Source organism: Streptomyces sp. DH24 (genome assembly GCF_029813775.1).
Classification (GTDB): Bacteria; Actinomycetota; Actinomycetes; order Streptomycetales; family Streptomycetaceae; genus Streptomyces.
Genome location: NZ_JARVKW010000002.1, coordinates 37,847 through 53,690 on the forward strand (window position 1 = coordinate 37,847; position 15,844 = coordinate 53,690).

Below are 15,844 nucleotides of genomic sequence, written 5' to 3' on the forward strand. Positions count from 1 at the left end.
GATCAAGGAAGAGGTCAGCACTATGAGAAGAAGGACGGCAGCCCTCGCGCTCGGCACAGCCGCCGTGATGGCTCTGACCGGCTGTTCCACCATGAGCCCCGGTGAGGGCGGAACGGTCACCCTCAACATGGTCGAGAGCCTCACCAACCCCGCCCGCACCGACCTGCTGAAGGACCTCATAGCCGACTTCGAGCAGCAGAACCCCAAGATCGAGGTCAATCTGGTCTCCCCGCCCACCGAGCAGGCCGACCAGAAGATCCAGCAGATGCTCCAGTCCGGCAGCGGCGTGGACGTCCTGGAGGTACGGGACATCACCGTCGGCCCGTGGTCGAACAACGGCTGGCTGTACGACATGAAGAAGGACCTCGCCGGCTGGAAGGGCTGGGAGGACCTGACCGAGAACGCCGTCGCCGCCTCCGAGGACGACAAGGGCAGGACGTACTTCGTCCCCTACGGCTTCTACGGGCTGAGCCTCTTCCACCGCACCGACCTGATCGAGAAGGCCGGTTTCGACAAGCCGCCGGCCACCTGGGAGGAACTGCTGGAGCAGGCCTCCGCCCTCCACGAGCCGGGTGAGCGCCGGTACGGCTACGCCTTCCGCGGCGGGGCCAACGCGCACAGCAACGCCACCGCCGCGATCGAGGCGTATGTCGCCGACCGGATCGACCCGGCCAACGGTTACCTGCTGAAGGACGGCAGCACGATCTTCTCCGCGCCCGAGGCGCTCGACGCCATGGAGACCTACCTCAAGCTGTTCCGGCAGGCGTCGCCCAAGTCGTCGGTGGCCTGGGGCTACCCGGAGATGGTCGAGGGCTTCTCCAACGGCTCCACCGCGTTCCTGCTCCAGGACCCCGAGGTCATCGCCACCGTCTCGGAGTCCGAGTCGATCGAGCAGGGGCAGTGGAGCACCGCCCCGCTGATGGCCGGTCCCAGCGGCAAGACCGTGCAGCCGCTGGCCACCGCCGGGTGGGGTGTGGCGGACGGCAGCAAGCACAAGGCCGAGGCCGTGAAGCTCGTCGAGTTCCTCTCCGAGGGCAAGGCGTCGACGGCGTTCACGAAGAAGAACAGCCTGGTGCCCATCCTGAAGTCGGCGGCCGAGGACGAGTTCTACCGGACCGGGCCGTGGGCCAGTTACGTCACCATGACGGAGAACCCGGACAAGTACCTCGTCGTCACCCAGCCGCGCGGTGTGGCCTGGTGGGCGCAGTGGCAGCAGCGGGCCGACACCGACGTGCAGAAGATGATCCTCGGCAAGCTGTCGCCGAAGGAACTGCTGGCCGGCTGGGACGCCTACTGGACCGAGAAGTGGAAGAAGTAGCCATGCCCGCCGCTTCCACCACACCCTCCTCGACGTCGAAGTCCCGGACGGCGCCGCCCTCGCGCGGGGGTGGCGCCCCACGGGAAGGGGGCCGCCGCAGGCGGGAGTTCACCACCCGACGGGGCCTGGTCATCGCCGCCTTCATGGCACCGGCGGCGGTGTTCGTGGCCGTCTTCACGTACTACCCGATGATCGCCGGCAGCCAGATGGCCTTCCGGAACTGGAATCTGACGGACCTCACCGACACCTCGTGGGTGGGACTGCGGAACTTCCGTGACGTCTTCACCGACCCGGCATGGGGCACGGTGCTGGGCAACACCGCGCTGTGGGTGGTCGGTTCGATCGTGCCCCAGCTGGTGATCGGATTCGCGATCGCGCTCTGGCTGCGCCGCCGGTTCCGCTTCCGCGGTCTCTACCAGGCCCTGATCTTCTTCCCCTGGGCGATCTCCGGGTTCCTCATCGGCATCCTGTTCCGCTGGCTGTTCAACAGCGAGTTCGGCGTCGTCAACGACCTGCTGCAGAAGGCCGGGCTGATCGACGAGCCGATCGCCTGGCTGGCCGATCCGCAGACGGCGATGATCGCCGTGCTGATCGCCAACGTCTGGTACGGCGTCACCTTCTTCGCGATCATGATTCTGGCGGCGCTGCAGTCGATCCCCGACGAGCTCTACGAGGCGGCGGCGATCGACGGTGCCGGCAAGGCCCGCACGCTGTTCCAGATCACCATTCCGTACATCCGCGTGACGCTGGCGCTCACCGTGCTGTTGCGGGTCATCTGGATCTTCAACTTCCCCGACCTGATCTTCGGCATGACCGGGGGCGGGCCGAACGACGAGACGCACATCGTGACCACCTGGATGATCAAGATCACGCAGCAGGGCGACTACGGCAAGGCCTCCGCGCTCGGCCTCCTGGTGGTCGCCGTCCTGCTGGTCTTCGCGGTGTTCTTCCTGCTGGCCACGCGGGAGCGCCCGGTCCGTACCCGGGGCGCCGGAAAGCGAGGGATGCGGTCATGACCGGCAAGGAAACCACCGTCGGCCGGGCCACCAAGTTCACGTTCCTCGGCCTGTGGCTGGTCTTCTCCCTCTTCCCCCTCTACTGGATCGCCGTCACCTCGCTCAAGGCGCCAGGCGACATCTTCACCTTCCCCATCGCCTACTGGCCCGAGCGGTTCTCGTTCGAGAACTACCAAGGCCTGTTCGGCACGGCGGACTTCGGCACCTACCTCGTCAACAGCCTGGTCGTCGCGACCGTCGCCGGGGTGGTGGCCACGGCGATCTCGACGCTGTCGGCGTACGTGCTGGCACGCTTCGAGTTCCGCACCAAGTCCGCTCTGCTGATGGCTGCCCTGGTCACGCAGATGATCCCGTCCTTCATCGCGCTGGGGCCGCTCTACCTGCTGATGACGGACCTGCGGCTGGTCGACAACCGTCTCGGGCTCGTACTCGTCTACATCGCCGTGTGCGTCCCGTTCTGCACGGTGATGCTGCGCGGCTTCTTCCAGAACATCCCCGACGCGCTGGAAGAGGCCGCCATGATCGACGGCCTCTCCCGGTTCGGGGCGCTGGTGCGGGTGCTCCTGCCGGTGATGCGTCCGGGGATCGTGGCGGCGTTCATCTTCAACTTCGTCAACTGCTGGAACGAGCTGTTCCTTTCGGTGACGCTGATGAACAGCGACGGCAACAAGACGGTACCGACGGCCCTGAACGGCTTCATCTCCAGTTTCAACATCGACTGGGGTTCGATGTCCGCGGCGGCGGTACTGACGATCCTCCCCACGATGATCCTCTTCGCCTTCGCCAGCCGCCACATCGTCCAGGGCCTCACCTCGGGGGCGGTGAAGGGCTGAAGGGCCGGCGGTGCGAGCGGCGTCGAGGGCGCCGGAGGCGGACGAGTTCGCCGACGCACCGCCCGGCCGTGTCGCACCGGCGGCAGGCGTCACGGCCGGGAGCCGGCGGTCTGCGCCGGCGCCGCACCGCGCCCCGTCGCGGCCTCAGACACTTACTGCCGCTGCGCCGAGCAGCTCGCCTCAGGTGATCGTCTCGCCGTCGTGAGTCCCGCCCTGGCAGCGCTTCGTGAAGGAGTTCGCCCCGTCCCCGCTCGCGGCGACGATGATCATGCCACCGCCCTGGACGCAGTCCCGTGCCGAGACGTCGGCGGGCAGCTGCGCGGTGCCGCGGGCGGTGAGGTCCTGGGCAGGAAGCCCGGCGGCCTGCGCGGTCCCGGCGGACAACGCCGTCACGGTCAGCGCCGCGACCAGGAGCTGGGACGACATCTTCATGAGGATCTCCTACGCGTCTCTTTGCCACCGGTGCCGTACCAGCGTCACCAGCACGGCCGGCGACCGCCACCAGCGGCGGCCACGCGGGGGACGCCGGGCCCCGCCCAAAGGCTCGCGAATCCTGCCGAGCGTTCGGCCGTGGGCCGACGCACGACGGGCGGCCGGCGAATCCCCCTGGCCGTCGGCGGACGGGGCCCTCCCCCGGGCGACCGGTGGGAGCCCCCGCTCCGCGCCGGGGTTCAGCCCTGGGCCGGCTTGAGCACGACGAAGTCCGCGTCCGACGGGTCGAGGCAGACGGCCATGCGGCCGACGCCCTCCGCGTCCTCCGGGCCCATCTGCACGCTGCCGCCGCGCGCCGTGACCTCGGCGACGGCCTCGTCGCAGTCGGTGACGGCGAAGACCGGGTGCCAGTACGGCCGCCCGCCCGCCAGCGCGAGGTCCTCCTCACGGAGCTGCATCAGACCGCCGTGCATCCGCTCCTCCGGCAGCCCGGCCGGGGTGATGAGGGAGTACGTCCCCCCGCCGCCCGGCAGGGACATGTCGCCGAACTGCCAGCCGAAGACGCTGCCGTAGAACTCCTTCGCGGCAGCCGCGTCGCTCGTGTACAGCTCGGTCCAGGACAGCGAGCCCGGGGCGTCCACCAGATCGACGCCCTTGTTGGTGCCCGCCTGCCAGACGGCGAACTGTCCCCCCAGCGGGTCGCTGTACTGCGCCATGCGGCCCCACTCGTCGAGGTCCGTCGGGGGCACCCGCACGGTGCCGCCGGCGCGCTCCACGGCCTGGGTCGTGGCGTCCGCGTCGGCGACGCTGTAGTAGATCATCCAGGCGGACCGCGCGCCCTCCTCGGTGAGCTTGCCGAGCCCGGCGACGGTCTTGCCGTCCTTCCGGAACATCCCGCCTTCCGTGTCCTCCCCCTCCCCCATGGACTCGTAGTCCCATCCGAGGACCGCGCCGTAGAAGGCTGCGGCGGCCCGGACGTCGGGGGCGCCGAGGTCGAGCCAGCAGGGGGAGCCGGGAGCGAAGTCAGTGGTGATCACCGCGATGTCCTTTCGCTGATCCTCTTTGGCCTCAGCCTGGCACCTGGCACTGACACGCGCCCGTCGGCCTCGCGCACACGGCACCGCGCCCGGCCACCGGGTCGGCCACCTCCGCGTGTCCGCCGCGGGTCCTCAGCCGGTGTGCACCGGAGTGCGCCGGAGTACGGCGCAGCCCGGACCGCGGGCGAGACCCGAAGACGTCGGGGCCACAGAGGATCGTTTCCTCTGTGGCCCCTGCCGCACGGTGGCTCAGGTGTGCGGGACGCGTGCTACTCGGTGACCTTCAGCAGCTTGTTCGGCGTACCGGCGCCGGGGTTGCTGATCTTGTCGGCGGTGGCGGCACCGGTCAGCGCCGTCGCCACGTCCGCCGGAGCGGCGTCGGGGTGACCGGCCAGGTACACGGCGGCGGCACCGGCCACGTGGGGGGAGGCCATCGAGGTGCCGGAGATGGTCTTGGTGCCCGTGTCGCTGTCGTTCCAGGCCGAGGTGATGTCGGAGCCGGGCGCGTAGATGTCCACGACCTGGCCGAAGTTGGAGAAGTCGGACTGGGCGTCGTCCTTGGTGCTGGAGGCGACGGTGATGGCCTCCGGCACCCGGGCCGGCGACCCCTGCCCGGCGTCGGCCGACTCGTTGCCCGCCGCGACGGCGAAGGTGACGCCGGAGGCGACGGCCTTGGCGACGGCCGCGTCCAGGGCGGGGTCGGCGCCTCCGCCCAGGCTCATGTTGGCCACGGAGGGTCCCTTGTGGTTCTGGGTGACCCAGTCGATGCCGGCGATGACCTGCTCGGTGGTTCCGGAGCCGTTGTCGTCCAGGACTCTCACGGCGACGACGTTCGCCTTCTTGGCCACCCCGTGCGCGGCTCCGGCGATGGTGGCGGCGACGTGCGTGCCGTGCCCGTTGCCGTCGTCGGCGGTGTCGTCGTTGTCGACGGCGTCGTAGCCGTGGCTCGCCCGGCCCTCGAAGTCCTGGTGGGTGACGCGCACGCCGGTGTCGATGACGTAGGCGGTGACGCCCTCCCCGGCCTTGTCGGGGTAGGAGTACTTGCTGTCGCCGGCCGCGTCCGCCTGGTCGATGCGGTCCAGGCCCCAGGAGGGCGGGTTGTCCTGGGTGGCGGTCGTGTGGAGCGTGCGGTTGGCGACCACGGTGCTGACGGCGGGGTCGGCCGCGAGGCGCTTCGCCTCGGTCTCGGTCAGGCTGCTCGCGGCGAAGCCGTCGACAGCCGCTCCGTAGGATCGGCTGAGTTTGCCGCCGTACTGCTGGGCCAGGTCCTTCTTTTCGCCAGGCGTCGTCTTCTCGTCGAGGACCACGATGTAGCTGCCGGCGACGGCTCCTTCGGCGTTCAGGCCGTACACCGTGCCCTGGGCGGGTTCGTCGGCCTGGGCCTGCGATGCCCCGATGAGGGCGGCCGCGGTGGTGGCCGTCACCGCGAATATCGCGGTGGTGAGCTTCAGTGTGCCGACACGCCTGTGATGCGTCGTCATGAAGAGGGATCTCCTCGTCAGTGTGGGGGGATTGACCTCCGGCACAGTGCTGTGCGGAGGCTGACGAGAAGACTCACCAGTTGTCGCGGTCAGATCAATCCCCCTGCGCGGCCACCGGATCGGCGTCCGGACACATCTCCACACGGTCCGCCCATGTCAGAGCCAACCATCACGCAAAGGCCCAGGTGATCATGTTGGTTGACAGTCGAACCACTGCGCGCGCGAAATCTGTGACGATCCCCTCACCCGACCCTCACACACCCGACGTTTCACAGGATCGAGAGGGCGTGTTTCGGACACGGGGGCGTGGGCGAACGCGCCCTGCCGACGCGGGACCTACGCCTCGTCGGCCGCGCCGTGGGCCTTCGCCGAGGCGGACGCGTGGACCGGGAAGGGGGCCGCAGCCGGCTCGGGGTTTCCTGCCGCAGCCCCGCCCCGGTCCCGGACCGGCGGAGGGTGACCGCTCCGGTACGGGTGCGCGTGCCCGGGCGGTGCGCGGACATACTGCGCCGACCGGGTGACGTCCACGGCGCGCGGGCGGGTCCGGCACCCCTCCTCGCTCGCCGGCGTCCCGACCGCTTCGTCGCTCCGCGCAAGTGACGGGGTTTCACGTGTTTGGTAGCGCGGTCAGAGGCAAGCCGGTCTCCATGACTGAAGAGAACAAGAACACGAATCAGCAGACATCCACGGCGACGGCGCGGTCCAAGGCCCGTCGAACCGCGGACAAGGCGACCGCTCCCGCTTCGCGCGCCGCCAAGGACGCCGCCGACAAGGCCGGTGAGGCCAAGTCGGGCGCCAGGTCCGGCGCCGAACGCGCGGCCGACACGGCGTCCGGTGCCGCGCAGACCGCGGCCAAGGGCGTGGAGGCGGGCCGCAAGGCGATCGTCACGGCCTCGGGTCAGGTCGCGTCCACGGCCAGGACCGCCTGGACGGTCATCGCCGGCCGCAAGGCCGTCGCCGCCGGCGTCGGTGCCGGCCTCACTGCCGTGACCGCCGCCTCGTACGCCGTGGGACGCCGCTCGGCACGGCACACGCACGGGCCGATCACCCGGCTCACCGGCGGGCGCATCTGACGCGGGCGCACGCCCGCGCAGAGCGACGGCCCCGGCGACGGCATCCTCGACGCGGCCTCACGCGGGTGAGCCGGTTCCGCACTGGTCGGCATCGGCGGTCGGGGCCGTCGCCCCCGCCGCCGACTCCCGCAGGCGGCGAGCGACAGGTAACACGTGGCAACCAGCAGGCAGCAGGCAGCAGGCAGCGTCATGGTGGGTGGCACCGTTCGGCGGTCGGCAGCGCGTCGTCTTCGCGTCCCGGTGGTTGTCACCCTCCCGACGGCTGCGCCCGGAACGCCGTGTGCCGCCCCGCGTCCACCGCGGCGTACAGGTCGCCCCACGCGGCTGTCAGCCGTTCCGTGCAGGCCGTTTCCAGCTTCCGGGCCGTCGCTTCGCAGTCGATACCCAGGCGGCCCAGGCGGTCCCACACCTCCTGGGCCGCGCGGTGCCGGCCCATCAGGGTGTCGCCGGACAGCACGAGGCGGCGGGCGGCGGCCTCCAGCGTGGGGAGGGTCATCGCGTTGATCGTGCCCCAGGTGACGAGCCGCTCCACGTAGCGGGTGGAGGGCGACGACGCGTCCGGCACCGCCGTGGAGGTCCACACCAGGCGTTGCGGATGGGCCCCGGCGGCCGCGAGGGCGCGCCAGTGGGCGCCGCCGAACCAGTCGTCGTAGACCTGGTAGAACAGGCGGGCACTCGCCACGGCGGCCTCGCCGCGCAGCGTCAGGGCCTCCGGCGTGCCCAACTCCGCCAGACGCGCGTCGACTTCCGCGTCCAGGAGGCCCACGGGCAGTGACACCGCGGAGGACAGCGCGGAGAGCCGCCGGCCGCGGGCCAGGGCGCGCTGGAGGCCTTCGAGGTAGGCGTCGAGGGCCTGGCGGTAGCGCGCCACGGAGAAGACCCCGGTGATGTGGACCGGGATGCCCTCGCCGATGCACTCCCTGATCGCGGCGATGCCCTCGCCGGCGGCGGGCAGTTTGACCATCACGTTCGGCCGGTTCACCGCGCGCAGCGCCCGTTCCGCCTCTGCGACGGCCGACTCGGCGTCGTGCGCGAGGCGCGGGTCCAGGTCCATCGACACCAGGCCGTCGAGTCCGCGGGTGGCCCGGTGGACCGGCCGGAGTTCGTCGCAGGCCCGGCGGATGTCGCGGGCGGCCACGGCCCGTACCGCGTCGGCGGCGCAGATGTCGGCGGACGCCAGCTCGGCGAGTTGTGCGCGGTAGGCGCCGTCGGTCTCGACCGCCTCGGCCAGCGCCGCGGGGTCCGACGTGGCGCCCCGCACTCCGGTGTGTTCCACGAGGCGGGACAGCCGACCGGAGACGAGGTGGCCGCGCACGAGACCGTCCAGCCATGGCGAGACACCCTCCGCGACCAGTTCGTCCAGCTCCAGCGCGCCCGGTGGGCTCAGCCGGTCCGACATGACGGTTCGTCACTCCTTGAGGGCTTCGGCCGCGGGTTGGTTTCGGATCGAGGTTATCGACCTGTATCGGAGAAGAACTACGGGGGACGTGGCAGTTTGGCGCAAAGTGGTTCTCGCATCGACTTGATGAAGTACCGGCAATTTGACGAAGTGCGTCCACCGTCATTGGCCATACCTTCGCTCTCGGCTCAGGATCGGGGATCGAACAGTCGGCCGGGAGTTCGACACGGAATGTCGGCACGGCCGCTCCGTCTGCCGAGGGAGCACCACGCCCATGACCCGCACCGCCGCCGTCCCCGAATCCGCCGTCCGAACTGTCCGTAACTCGACCCTCGGTCGTCGCCCGGGAGCACGTCACCTGGCCGGACGACCGGTTTTCCATGCCCTGGACGGCCGGGGGCCGACCCGCGGCACCGCTCGAACAGTTCCTCGATTCCCCGGTGCAATGAAGCCGCGAACGGCTCCGTGAAGACCGCTTCCGCTTTCCGTGTCCGCTTCCGGGACGAAATGAACGGGGAAGCGGCGTCCCGGAGCGAATAACGCGTCTTTCGCGGAACCAATGCATGCCGCCGTCGGCACCTCCGCGGGTCGGGCCGGACAGGTCAATTGCCACCGGTGGCGTTCCCCTGGCGTATCCGACGGCCGGAACCATTGCGTGTGCCCGGACAATCCGGCCGCCGTCGCATTACGGGGCGCCCGGCCCGTTCCGCTCGCGCGGAACCCTCGGCGGCGCTCGCCATGGCGCTCCCCGGCGACCGGCCGCCACCCGCGCACGGCGGTGTGCCGCCGGCCCACGCCCCACACCCGCACGGCTGCGCACCTCACGGGGATCCCGTGCCCCGGCGGTGGCGCACCGCAGTCACGCCACCCGCCTAAGGAGACACCAGTGGACGACGCTCTGCTCGACATCCAGGAGAAACCGGCAAGGCAACAGCCCGAGTGGGGCGACGCGGAAGGGGTGCGGCGGGTCAGGGACACCCTGGCCGGCAGCCCGGCGCTCGTCGACTCCAAGGACATCGACACCCTGCGTTCGCTGCTGGCCCGGGTCGTCTCGGGAGAGGCGCTGGTCGTCCAGACCGGCGACTGCGCGGAGGACCCCGCCGAGTGCACCCCCGGCTACGTCGCCCGCAAGACCGCCGTGCTCGACCTGCTCGTCGGCGCGCTGAAGATGATCACCCACAAGCCGGTGATCCGGGTGGGCCGGATCGCCGGACAGTTCGGCAAGCCCCGCTCCAGCCCCACCGAGCTGGTGGGAGGCGTGGAACTGCCCTCCTACCGCGGCCACATGGTCAACGGCCCCGAGCCCGACCCCGAGAGCAGGCGGCCGGAACCGCAGCGCATCCTGGCCTGCTACGAGGCGGCCCGCGAGATCATGAGCCACCTCGGCTGGCGCGATCCCGTGCGGCGGCACTGGATGGAACCGCCCGTGTGGACCAGCCACGAGGCACTGATCCTGGACTACGAACTCCCCATGGTCCGCCGCGACGAGCAGGGGCGGCTCATCCTCGCCTCCACCCACTGGCCCTGGATCGGCGAGCGCACCCGCCAGCTCGACGGGGCCCACGTCGCCCTGCTGTCGCGCGTCGCCAACCCGGTCGCCTGCAAGATCGGGCCGAAGGTCACTCCCGACGAACTGCTCGGGCTGTGCGAACGGCTCGACCCGCGGCGGGAGGCGGGCCGCCTGACCCTCGTCGCCCGCATGGGAGCCGACGCCGTCGGCGACCGGCTGCCGAAGCTCGTCGCCGCGGCCCGCGCGGCGGGGCATCCGGTGATCTGGCTGACCGACGCCATGCACGGCAACACCGTCGCTCTGCCCAACGGCCTGAAGACGCGCTTCGTGGAGACGATCGAGCGGGAGATCCAGGCGTTCCAGGAGGCGGTCCGCTCCGAGGGCGGCATCGTCGGCGGGCTGCACCTGGAGACCACCCCCGACGACGTCACCGAGTGCGTCTCCAACGACTCCTGCGTCGATCACGTGGCGGACAAGTACACGTCCTACTGCGATCCGCGCCTCAACCCGGGCCAGGCCGTGGCCGTGGCGTCGGCCTGGCTCGGATGACGTCCCGACCCACCCACCCCGATCAGCACGCGCACGGCAGGCAGGCAGACACGCGGACGAGGAGGTACTGACCATGGACGGCAAGGTCGCACTCGTGACCGGAGCGGCGGGCGGCATCGGCGAGGCGGTGGCCCGGGCTCTCGCCGAACGCGGCGTGGTGGTGGGCGCCGTCGACCGGGACGCCGACCGGTTGCGGCAGGTGGTGGGCAAGCTGCGCGCGGACGGCCTGGCGGTGCGGGCCCTGCCCGCCGACGTCACCAGCAGCACGGACGTCGAAGCCGTGGTGCGGGAGGCCGAGAAGCAGCTCGGCCCGCTGGACTTCCTCGTCAACGGCGCCGGCGTGCTGCGTCTCGGACACGTGCGCGACCTCACCGACGAGGACTGGACGACGACGTTCGCCGTCAACGCCACCGGTGTCTTCCTGATGTCGCGGGCCGTCGCCGACCGCATGGTGCCACGCCGGCGCGGCGCGATCGTCACCGTGGCGTCCAACGCCGCCGCCACCCCGCGGGTGCAGATGGCCGCGTACGCCGCGTCCAAGGCCGCGGCGACGATGTTCACCAAGAGCCTGGGACTGGAGGTCGCCCGGGACGGCATCCGCTGCAACGTCGTGGCACCGGGCTCCACCGACACCCCGATGCTCACGTCCATGTGGCGCGACGAGTCCGGCCCGAAGCACACGGTCGAAGGCTCCCTTGACGCCTTCCGGGTGGGCATCCCGCTGGGCAAGCTGGCCCGCCCCTCGGACGTCGCCGACGCCGTCGTCTTCCTGCTGTCCGACGACGCCTCCCACATCACCCTGCACGAACTCACCGTCGACGGCGGCGCCGCACTCGGCGCCTAGGCACTCGAAGTTCCTGACATCAGGCGACCAGGAGAAGGAACTCCATGGCAGGCATACCCGAGATCTCCCCCTACCCGATGCCGACGGCCGGCGATCTGCCCGGCAACGTCGCGAGCTGGTCGGTCGACCCCGGCCGCGCGGTCCTGCTGGTGCACGACATGCAGCGCTACTTCCTGCGGCCCCTGCCCGCAGGCCTGCGCGAGGAACTCGTGGGCAACGCCCGGCTGGTCCGGGAACGCTGCGCCGGGCTCGGCGTGCCGGTGGCGTACACGGCCCAGCCCGGCGGCATGACCGACGAGCAGCGGGGCCTGCTGAAGGACTTCTGGGGCCCGGGCATGCGCACCACCCCCGCCGACCGGCAGGTGGTGGACGAACTGGACCCGGCCCCCGGCGACTGGCTGCTCACCAAGTGGCGCTACAGCGCCTTCTTCCGGTCCGACCTGCTGGAGCGGATGCGCGCCGCCGGCCGGGACCAGCTCGTGCTGTGCGGGGTGTACGCCCACGTGGGGGTGCTGATGACCGCCGTCGAGGCGTTCACCCATGACATCCAGCCGTTCCTGGTGGCCGATGCGGTGGCCGACTTCTCCCAGTACCACCACCGGATGGCCCTGGAGTACGCGGCGCAGCGCTGCGCCGTCGTCGTCACCACCAAGGAGGTCCTGGCATGACCGCCGCCCCGAACGACGACCTGCTCGGCCGGGTCCTGGGCGAACGGCCGCCGTCCGCGTACGCCCTGCTGCACCGCCCCGAGGCGACGGGCCCGGGTGTCCTCGACGTCGTCGTCGGCGAGGCGAGCGAGCTGGGCACCCTGGCCGAACTGCCCCTGTCCGACGTCTCGGAGGCCGGTGACGGCCCCCGCCACGAGGTTCTGGCGCTCGTGCCCTACCGGCAGATCGCCGAGCGCGGATTCGCGTCCCCGGACGACGGCACGCCGCTGCTCGCGATGACGGTCACCGGCCAGGACACCGTGCCCGTCACCGAGGTGCTCGCCCGGATTCCCGACCTGCCCGTCAAGCTGTCCGGCGGACGCTTCGACGTGCCCGACGAGGAGTACGCCGGCACCGTCCGCCGGGTCGTCGCGGACGAGATCGGCAGCGGGGAAGGCTCCAACTTCGTCATCAAGCGCACCTACACCGCCGATGTCACCGGCTACACGCCGCACCACGCCCTGACCGTCTTCCGGCGTCTGCTGCAACGCGAGACCGGCGCCTACTGGACGTTCCTGGTGCACACCGGCTCCCGCACCCTCGTCGGCGCCACCCCCGAGCGGCACATCAGCCTGCGCGAGGGCACGGCGGTGATGAACCCCATCAGCGGCACCTACCGCTACCCGTCCACGGGCCCCACCCTGCCGCAGGTGCTGGACTTCCTCGCCGACCGCAAGGAGGCCGACGAGCTGTACATGGTCGTGGACGAGGAACTGAAGATGATGGCCCGGATCTGCGAGTCGGGCGGCCGGGTGGTCGGGCCGTACCTCAAGGAGATGGCCCGTCTCGCGCACACCGAGTACTTCATCGAGGGACGCAGCACGCGCGACCCCCGTGACATCCTGCGCGAGACGCTGTTCGCCCCGACCGTGACGGGCAGCCCGCTGGAGAACGCCTGCCGGGTGATCAGCCGCTACGAACCGGAGGGCCGCGGCTACTACAGCGGCGTGGTCGCGCTCATCGGCCGTGACGAGCACGGCGGCCGGGCCCTGGACTCCTCCATCCTGATCCGCACCGCCGACATCGACGACGCCGGGCGGCTGCGGATCGGGGTCGGCGCCACGCTCGTGCGGCACTCCGACCCGGCGAGCGAGGTCGCCGAGACCGCGGCGAAGGCGGCGGGTCTGCTCGCGGCCATCGAGTCCGACGGGCCGTCCCGCTTCGCGAACCATCCGCGGGTGCGCGCGGCGCTGGACCGGCGCAACGCCACCCTCGCCGGCTTCTGGCTCGCCGGGGACACGCGGGCGGCACGCCCCGATCCGGCGCTGCTCGGCCGCCGGGTGCTGGTGGTGGACGCCGAGGACACCTTCACGTCGATGCTCGACCACCAACTGCGCTCCATGGGGCTGCGGGTGACGGTCCGCCGGTTCGACGAGCCGTACTCCCTGGACGGTCACGACCTGGTCGTGATGGGGCCCGGCCCCGGCGACCCCCGCGACACCCGGCACCCCAAGATCGCCCACCTGCGGGCGACGGTGCGCACCCTGCTGGACGAGCGGCGTCCGTTCCTCGCCGTCTGTCTGAGCCACCAGACGCTCTGCACCCTGCTGGGCTTCCCCCTGGTCCGCCGGGTGGTCCCCAACCAGGGTGTGCAGAAGGAGATCGACCTGTTCGGCACCCGGGAACGGGTCGGCTTCTACAACACGTTCGCCGCCCGCGGCATGGAGGACAAGGTCGACTGCGAGGGGGTGGGCGTGGTGGAGGTCAGCCGCGACCCCGACACCGGTGAGGTGCACGCGCTGCGCGGCCCGCGCTTCGCGTCGATGCAGTTCCACGCCGAGTCGGTGCTCACCCAGGACGGCGTCCGCATCGTCGGCGGTCTCCTCAAGGAGGTTCTCTCCGACGCGACGGGAAAGGAGCACGGCGCCGTTGAGCAGGTTGCGCTGGCTGACCGGGGGTGAGTCCCACGGTCCCGCACTTGTCGCGACGCTGGAGGGCCTTCCCGCCGGCGTGCCGATCACCACGGAGATGGTGGCGGACCACTTGGCGAGGCGGCGGCTGGGCTACGGTCGCGGTGCCCGGATGAAGTTCGAGCGTGACGAGGTCACCTTCCTCGGCGGTGTCCGCCACGGCCTCACCCTCGGTTCCCCGGTGGCGGTCATGGTGGGCAACACGGAGTGGCCGAAGTGGGAGCAGGTGATGGCGGCCGATCCGGTCGACCCGGAGATCCTGGCCGGGCTGGCCCGCAACGCGCCGCTGACCCGTCCGCGTCCCGGTCACGCGGACCTGGCCGGGATGCAGAAGTACGGTTTCGACGAGGCGCGTCCGGTGCTGGAGCGTGCCTCGGCGCGGGAGACGGCGGCGCGGGTGGCGCTGGGCGCGGTGGCCCGGTCGTACCTGAGGGAGACGGCGGGCATCGAGATCGTCTCGCACGTGGTGGAGCTGGCGGCGGCGAAGGCGCCGTACGGGGTGTATCCGAGGCCGGGTGATGTGGAGCGGCTGGACGCGGACCCGGTGCGGTGTCTGGACCAGGACGCCTCGAAGGCGATGGTCGCGGAGATCGACCAGGCCCACAAGGACGGCGACACGCTCGGTGGTGTGGTCGAGGTGCTGGCCTACGGCGTGCCCGTGGGGCTCGGCTCGCACGTGCACTGGGACCGGCGGCTGGACGCCCGGCTCGCCGCCGCGCTCATGGGCATCCAGGCGATCAAGGGCGTCGAGGTCGGTGACGGCTTCGACCTGGCGCGGGTGCCCGGCTCCAAGGCGCACGACGAGATCGTCACCACCGACGAGGGCATCCGGCGGGCCACCGGCCGCTCGGGCGGCACGGAGGGTGGTCTGTCGACGGGTGAGCTGCTGCGGGTGCGGGCGGCGATGAAGCCGATCGCGACCGTGCCGCGGGCGCTGCGGACGGTGGACGTCGCCACCGGTGAGCCCGCGCAGGCCCACCACCAGCGCTCCGACGTGTGCGCGGTGCCGGCGGCCGGGATCGTCGCGGAGGCGATGGTCGCGCTGGTGCTGGCGGACGCGGTGGCGGAGAAGTTCGGCGGTGACTCGGTGGTGGAGACCCGCCGCAATGTCACCTCGTACCTCGACAACCTGGCCGTGCGATGAGCACGGGTCCGGTCGTCGTGCTGGTCGGTCCGATGGGTGTCGGCAAGTCGACCGTGGGGCAGTTGCTCGCCCAGCGGCTCGGGGTCGGCTACCGGGACACCGACGACGACATCGTGGCCGGGCAGGGCCGGACCGTCGCCGACATCTTCGTCGACGAGGGCGAGCCGGCCTTCCGCGCGGTCGAGAAGCAGGCCGTGCTGCGGGCACTGGCCGAACACGACGGCGTCCTCGCCCTGGGCGGCGGCGCCGTCCTCGACCCCGACACCCGCACCGCACTCACCGGACACCGGGTGGTGTTCCTCGACGTCGACGCCGCCGAGGCGGTCCGGCGGGTCGGGCGGGACCCGGGCCGGCCGCTGCTGGCCGGTGATCCGCACCGGCAGTGGCGCACGCTGATGGAGCAGCGCCGCCCGCTGTACACGGCGGTCGCCCGCGCCGTGGTCGACACCGGCGGTCTGACACCGCACGGCGTCGTTGACGCCGTTCTCGCGGCCCTCACCCTGGGAGAGGTGCGGGCCTGACGACGGCATACGGAACTCCCCGCCGCGCACGGTCACCGTGCGGGCGGGAGTTCTCGTGGGGGGCCCGGCC

14 protein-coding genes are annotated in these 15,844 nt (G+C 71.4%); 10 read left to right on the top strand and 4 right to left on the bottom strand.

Translation table 11 applies throughout. The features are described 5' to 3' along the window. Positions 1–22 precede the first annotated feature (22 nt). The 3 genes from QC282_RS01880 to QC282_RS01890 are packed head-to-tail and all read left to right on the top strand — an operon-like array spanning position 23 to position 3,167. Complete coding sequence (locus QC282_RS01880; RefSeq protein ID WP_279547370.1) at positions 23–1,318, top strand: sugar ABC transporter substrate-binding protein; 1,296 nt, start codon at positions 23–25, stop codon at positions 1,316–1,318. Between the two features lie 2 nt (positions 1,319–1,320). Further along, positions 1,321–2,334 carry a sugar ABC transporter permease gene (locus QC282_RS01885; protein WP_279547371.1) on the top strand — a complete coding sequence of 338 codons (1,014 nt, stop codon included), beginning with the start codon at positions 1,321–1,323 and terminating at the stop codon, positions 2,332–2,334. Next, positions 2,331–3,167 (top strand): carbohydrate ABC transporter permease, encoded by an 837-nt coding sequence (locus tag QC282_RS01890; protein ID WP_279547372.1) that lies wholly within the window; start codon positions 2,331–2,333, stop codon positions 3,165–3,167. Before QC282_RS01885 ends, QC282_RS01890 begins: the two co-directional genes overlap by 4 nt. A gap of 180 nt (positions 3,168–3,347) precedes the next feature. Here the strand turns inward: QC282_RS01890 and QC282_RS01895 are convergent, their stop codons facing one another. The 3 genes from QC282_RS01895 to QC282_RS01905 all read right to left on the bottom strand — a co-directional run bounded on the left by QC282_RS01895 (position 3,348) and on the right by QC282_RS01905 (position 6,117). Continuing rightward, a complete protein-coding gene (locus tag QC282_RS01895; RefSeq protein WP_279547373.1) occupies positions 3,348–3,599 on the bottom strand; it encodes a hypothetical protein in 252 nt (83 codons plus the stop codon). A 239-nt stretch (positions 3,600–3,838) separates the two neighbouring features. Further along, complete coding sequence (locus QC282_RS01900; RefSeq protein ID WP_279547374.1) at positions 3,839–4,636, bottom strand: VOC family protein; 798 nt, start codon at positions 4,634–4,636, stop codon at positions 3,839–3,841. 269 nt (positions 4,637–4,905) lie between these two features. Then, a complete protein-coding gene (locus QC282_RS01905; RefSeq protein ID WP_279547375.1) occupies positions 4,906–6,117 on the bottom strand; it encodes a S8 family peptidase in 1,212 nt (403 codons plus the stop codon). Positions 6,118–6,764: 647 nt separating this feature from the next. On the opposite strand from QC282_RS01905, the gene QC282_RS01910 reads away from it, so the two are divergent. Next, a complete protein-coding gene (locus QC282_RS01910; protein ID WP_279547376.1) occupies positions 6,765–7,190 on the top strand; it encodes a hypothetical protein in 426 nt (141 codons plus the stop codon). A 247-nt stretch (positions 7,191–7,437) separates the two neighbouring features. On the opposite strand, the gene tal is transcribed toward QC282_RS01910, so the two are convergent. Further along, positions 7,438–8,589 (bottom strand): transaldolase, encoded by a 1,152-nt coding sequence (tal, locus tag QC282_RS01915; RefSeq protein WP_279547377.1) that lies wholly within the window; start codon positions 8,587–8,589, stop codon positions 7,438–7,440. Between the two features lie 886 nt (positions 8,590–9,475). On the opposite strand from tal, the gene QC282_RS01920 reads away from it, so the two are divergent. From QC282_RS01920 to QC282_RS01945, 6 genes are all read left to right on the top strand, one after another. Then, on the top strand, positions 9,476–10,648 hold the full coding sequence (locus QC282_RS01920; protein ID WP_279547378.1) for a 3-deoxy-7-phosphoheptulonate synthase: 1,173 nt from the start codon (positions 9,476–9,478) through the stop codon (positions 10,646–10,648). A 73-nt stretch (positions 10,649–10,721) separates the two neighbouring features. After that, a complete protein-coding gene (locus QC282_RS01925; protein WP_279547379.1) occupies positions 10,722–11,492 on the top strand; it encodes a 2,3-dihydro-2,3-dihydroxybenzoate dehydrogenase in 771 nt (256 codons plus the stop codon). 44 nt (positions 11,493–11,536) lie between these two features. After that, entirely contained in the window at positions 11,537–12,160 is a 624-nt protein-coding gene (locus tag QC282_RS01930) for an isochorismatase family protein (RefSeq protein WP_279547380.1), read from the top strand. Continuing rightward, positions 12,157–14,100 carry an anthranilate synthase family protein gene (locus QC282_RS01935; RefSeq protein WP_279547381.1) on the top strand — a complete coding sequence of 648 codons (1,944 nt, stop codon included), beginning with the start codon at positions 12,157–12,159 and terminating at the stop codon, positions 14,098–14,100. The genes QC282_RS01930 and QC282_RS01935 overlap by 4 nt, the downstream gene beginning before the upstream one ends. Continuing rightward, positions 14,069–15,253: a chorismate synthase gene (gene aroC / locus QC282_RS01940; protein ID WP_279547382.1), complete on the top strand. Its 1,185-nt coding sequence runs from the start codon at positions 14,069–14,071 to the stop codon at positions 15,251–15,253. The genes QC282_RS01935 and aroC overlap by 32 nt, the downstream gene beginning before the upstream one ends. Next, a complete protein-coding gene (locus QC282_RS01945; protein ID WP_279547383.1) occupies positions 15,250–15,774 on the top strand; it encodes a shikimate kinase in 525 nt (174 codons plus the stop codon). Before aroC ends, QC282_RS01945 begins: the two co-directional genes overlap by 4 nt. The last annotated feature ends 70 nt before the right edge of the window (positions 15,775–15,844 follow it).

Coding starts and splice junctions, on each gene's coding strand:
- QC282_RS01890 (WP_279547372.1), top strand. CDS start 2,331: ATGACCGGCAAGGAAACCACCGTCGGCCGGGCCACCAAGTTCACGTTC.
- QC282_RS01925 (WP_279547379.1), top strand. CDS start 10,722: ATGGACGGCAAGGTCGCACTCGTGACCGGAGCGGCGGGCGGCATCGGC.
- QC282_RS01910 (WP_279547376.1), top strand. CDS start 6,765: ATGACTGAAGAGAACAAGAACACGAATCAGCAGACATCCACGGCGACG.
- QC282_RS01895 (WP_279547373.1), bottom strand. CDS start 3,599: ATGAAGATGTCGTCCCAGCTCCTGGTCGCGGCGCTGACCGTGACGGCG.
- QC282_RS01885 (WP_279547371.1), top strand. CDS start 1,321: ATGCCCGCCGCTTCCACCACACCCTCCTCGACGTCGAAGTCCCGGACG.
- QC282_RS01930 (WP_279547380.1), top strand. CDS start 11,537: ATGGCAGGCATACCCGAGATCTCCCCCTACCCGATGCCGACGGCCGGC.
- QC282_RS01945 (WP_279547383.1), top strand. CDS start 15,250: ATGAGCACGGGTCCGGTCGTCGTGCTGGTCGGTCCGATGGGTGTCGGC.
- QC282_RS01880 (WP_279547370.1), top strand. CDS start 23: ATGAGAAGAAGGACGGCAGCCCTCGCGCTCGGCACAGCCGCCGTGATG.
- QC282_RS01905 (WP_279547375.1), bottom strand. CDS start 6,117: ATGACGACGCATCACAGGCGTGTCGGCACACTGAAGCTCACCACCGCG.
- QC282_RS01935 (WP_279547381.1), top strand. CDS start 12,157: ATGACCGCCGCCCCGAACGACGACCTGCTCGGCCGGGTCCTGGGCGAA.
- tal (WP_279547377.1), bottom strand. CDS start 8,589: ATGTCGGACCGGCTGAGCCCACCGGGCGCGCTGGAGCTGGACGAACTG.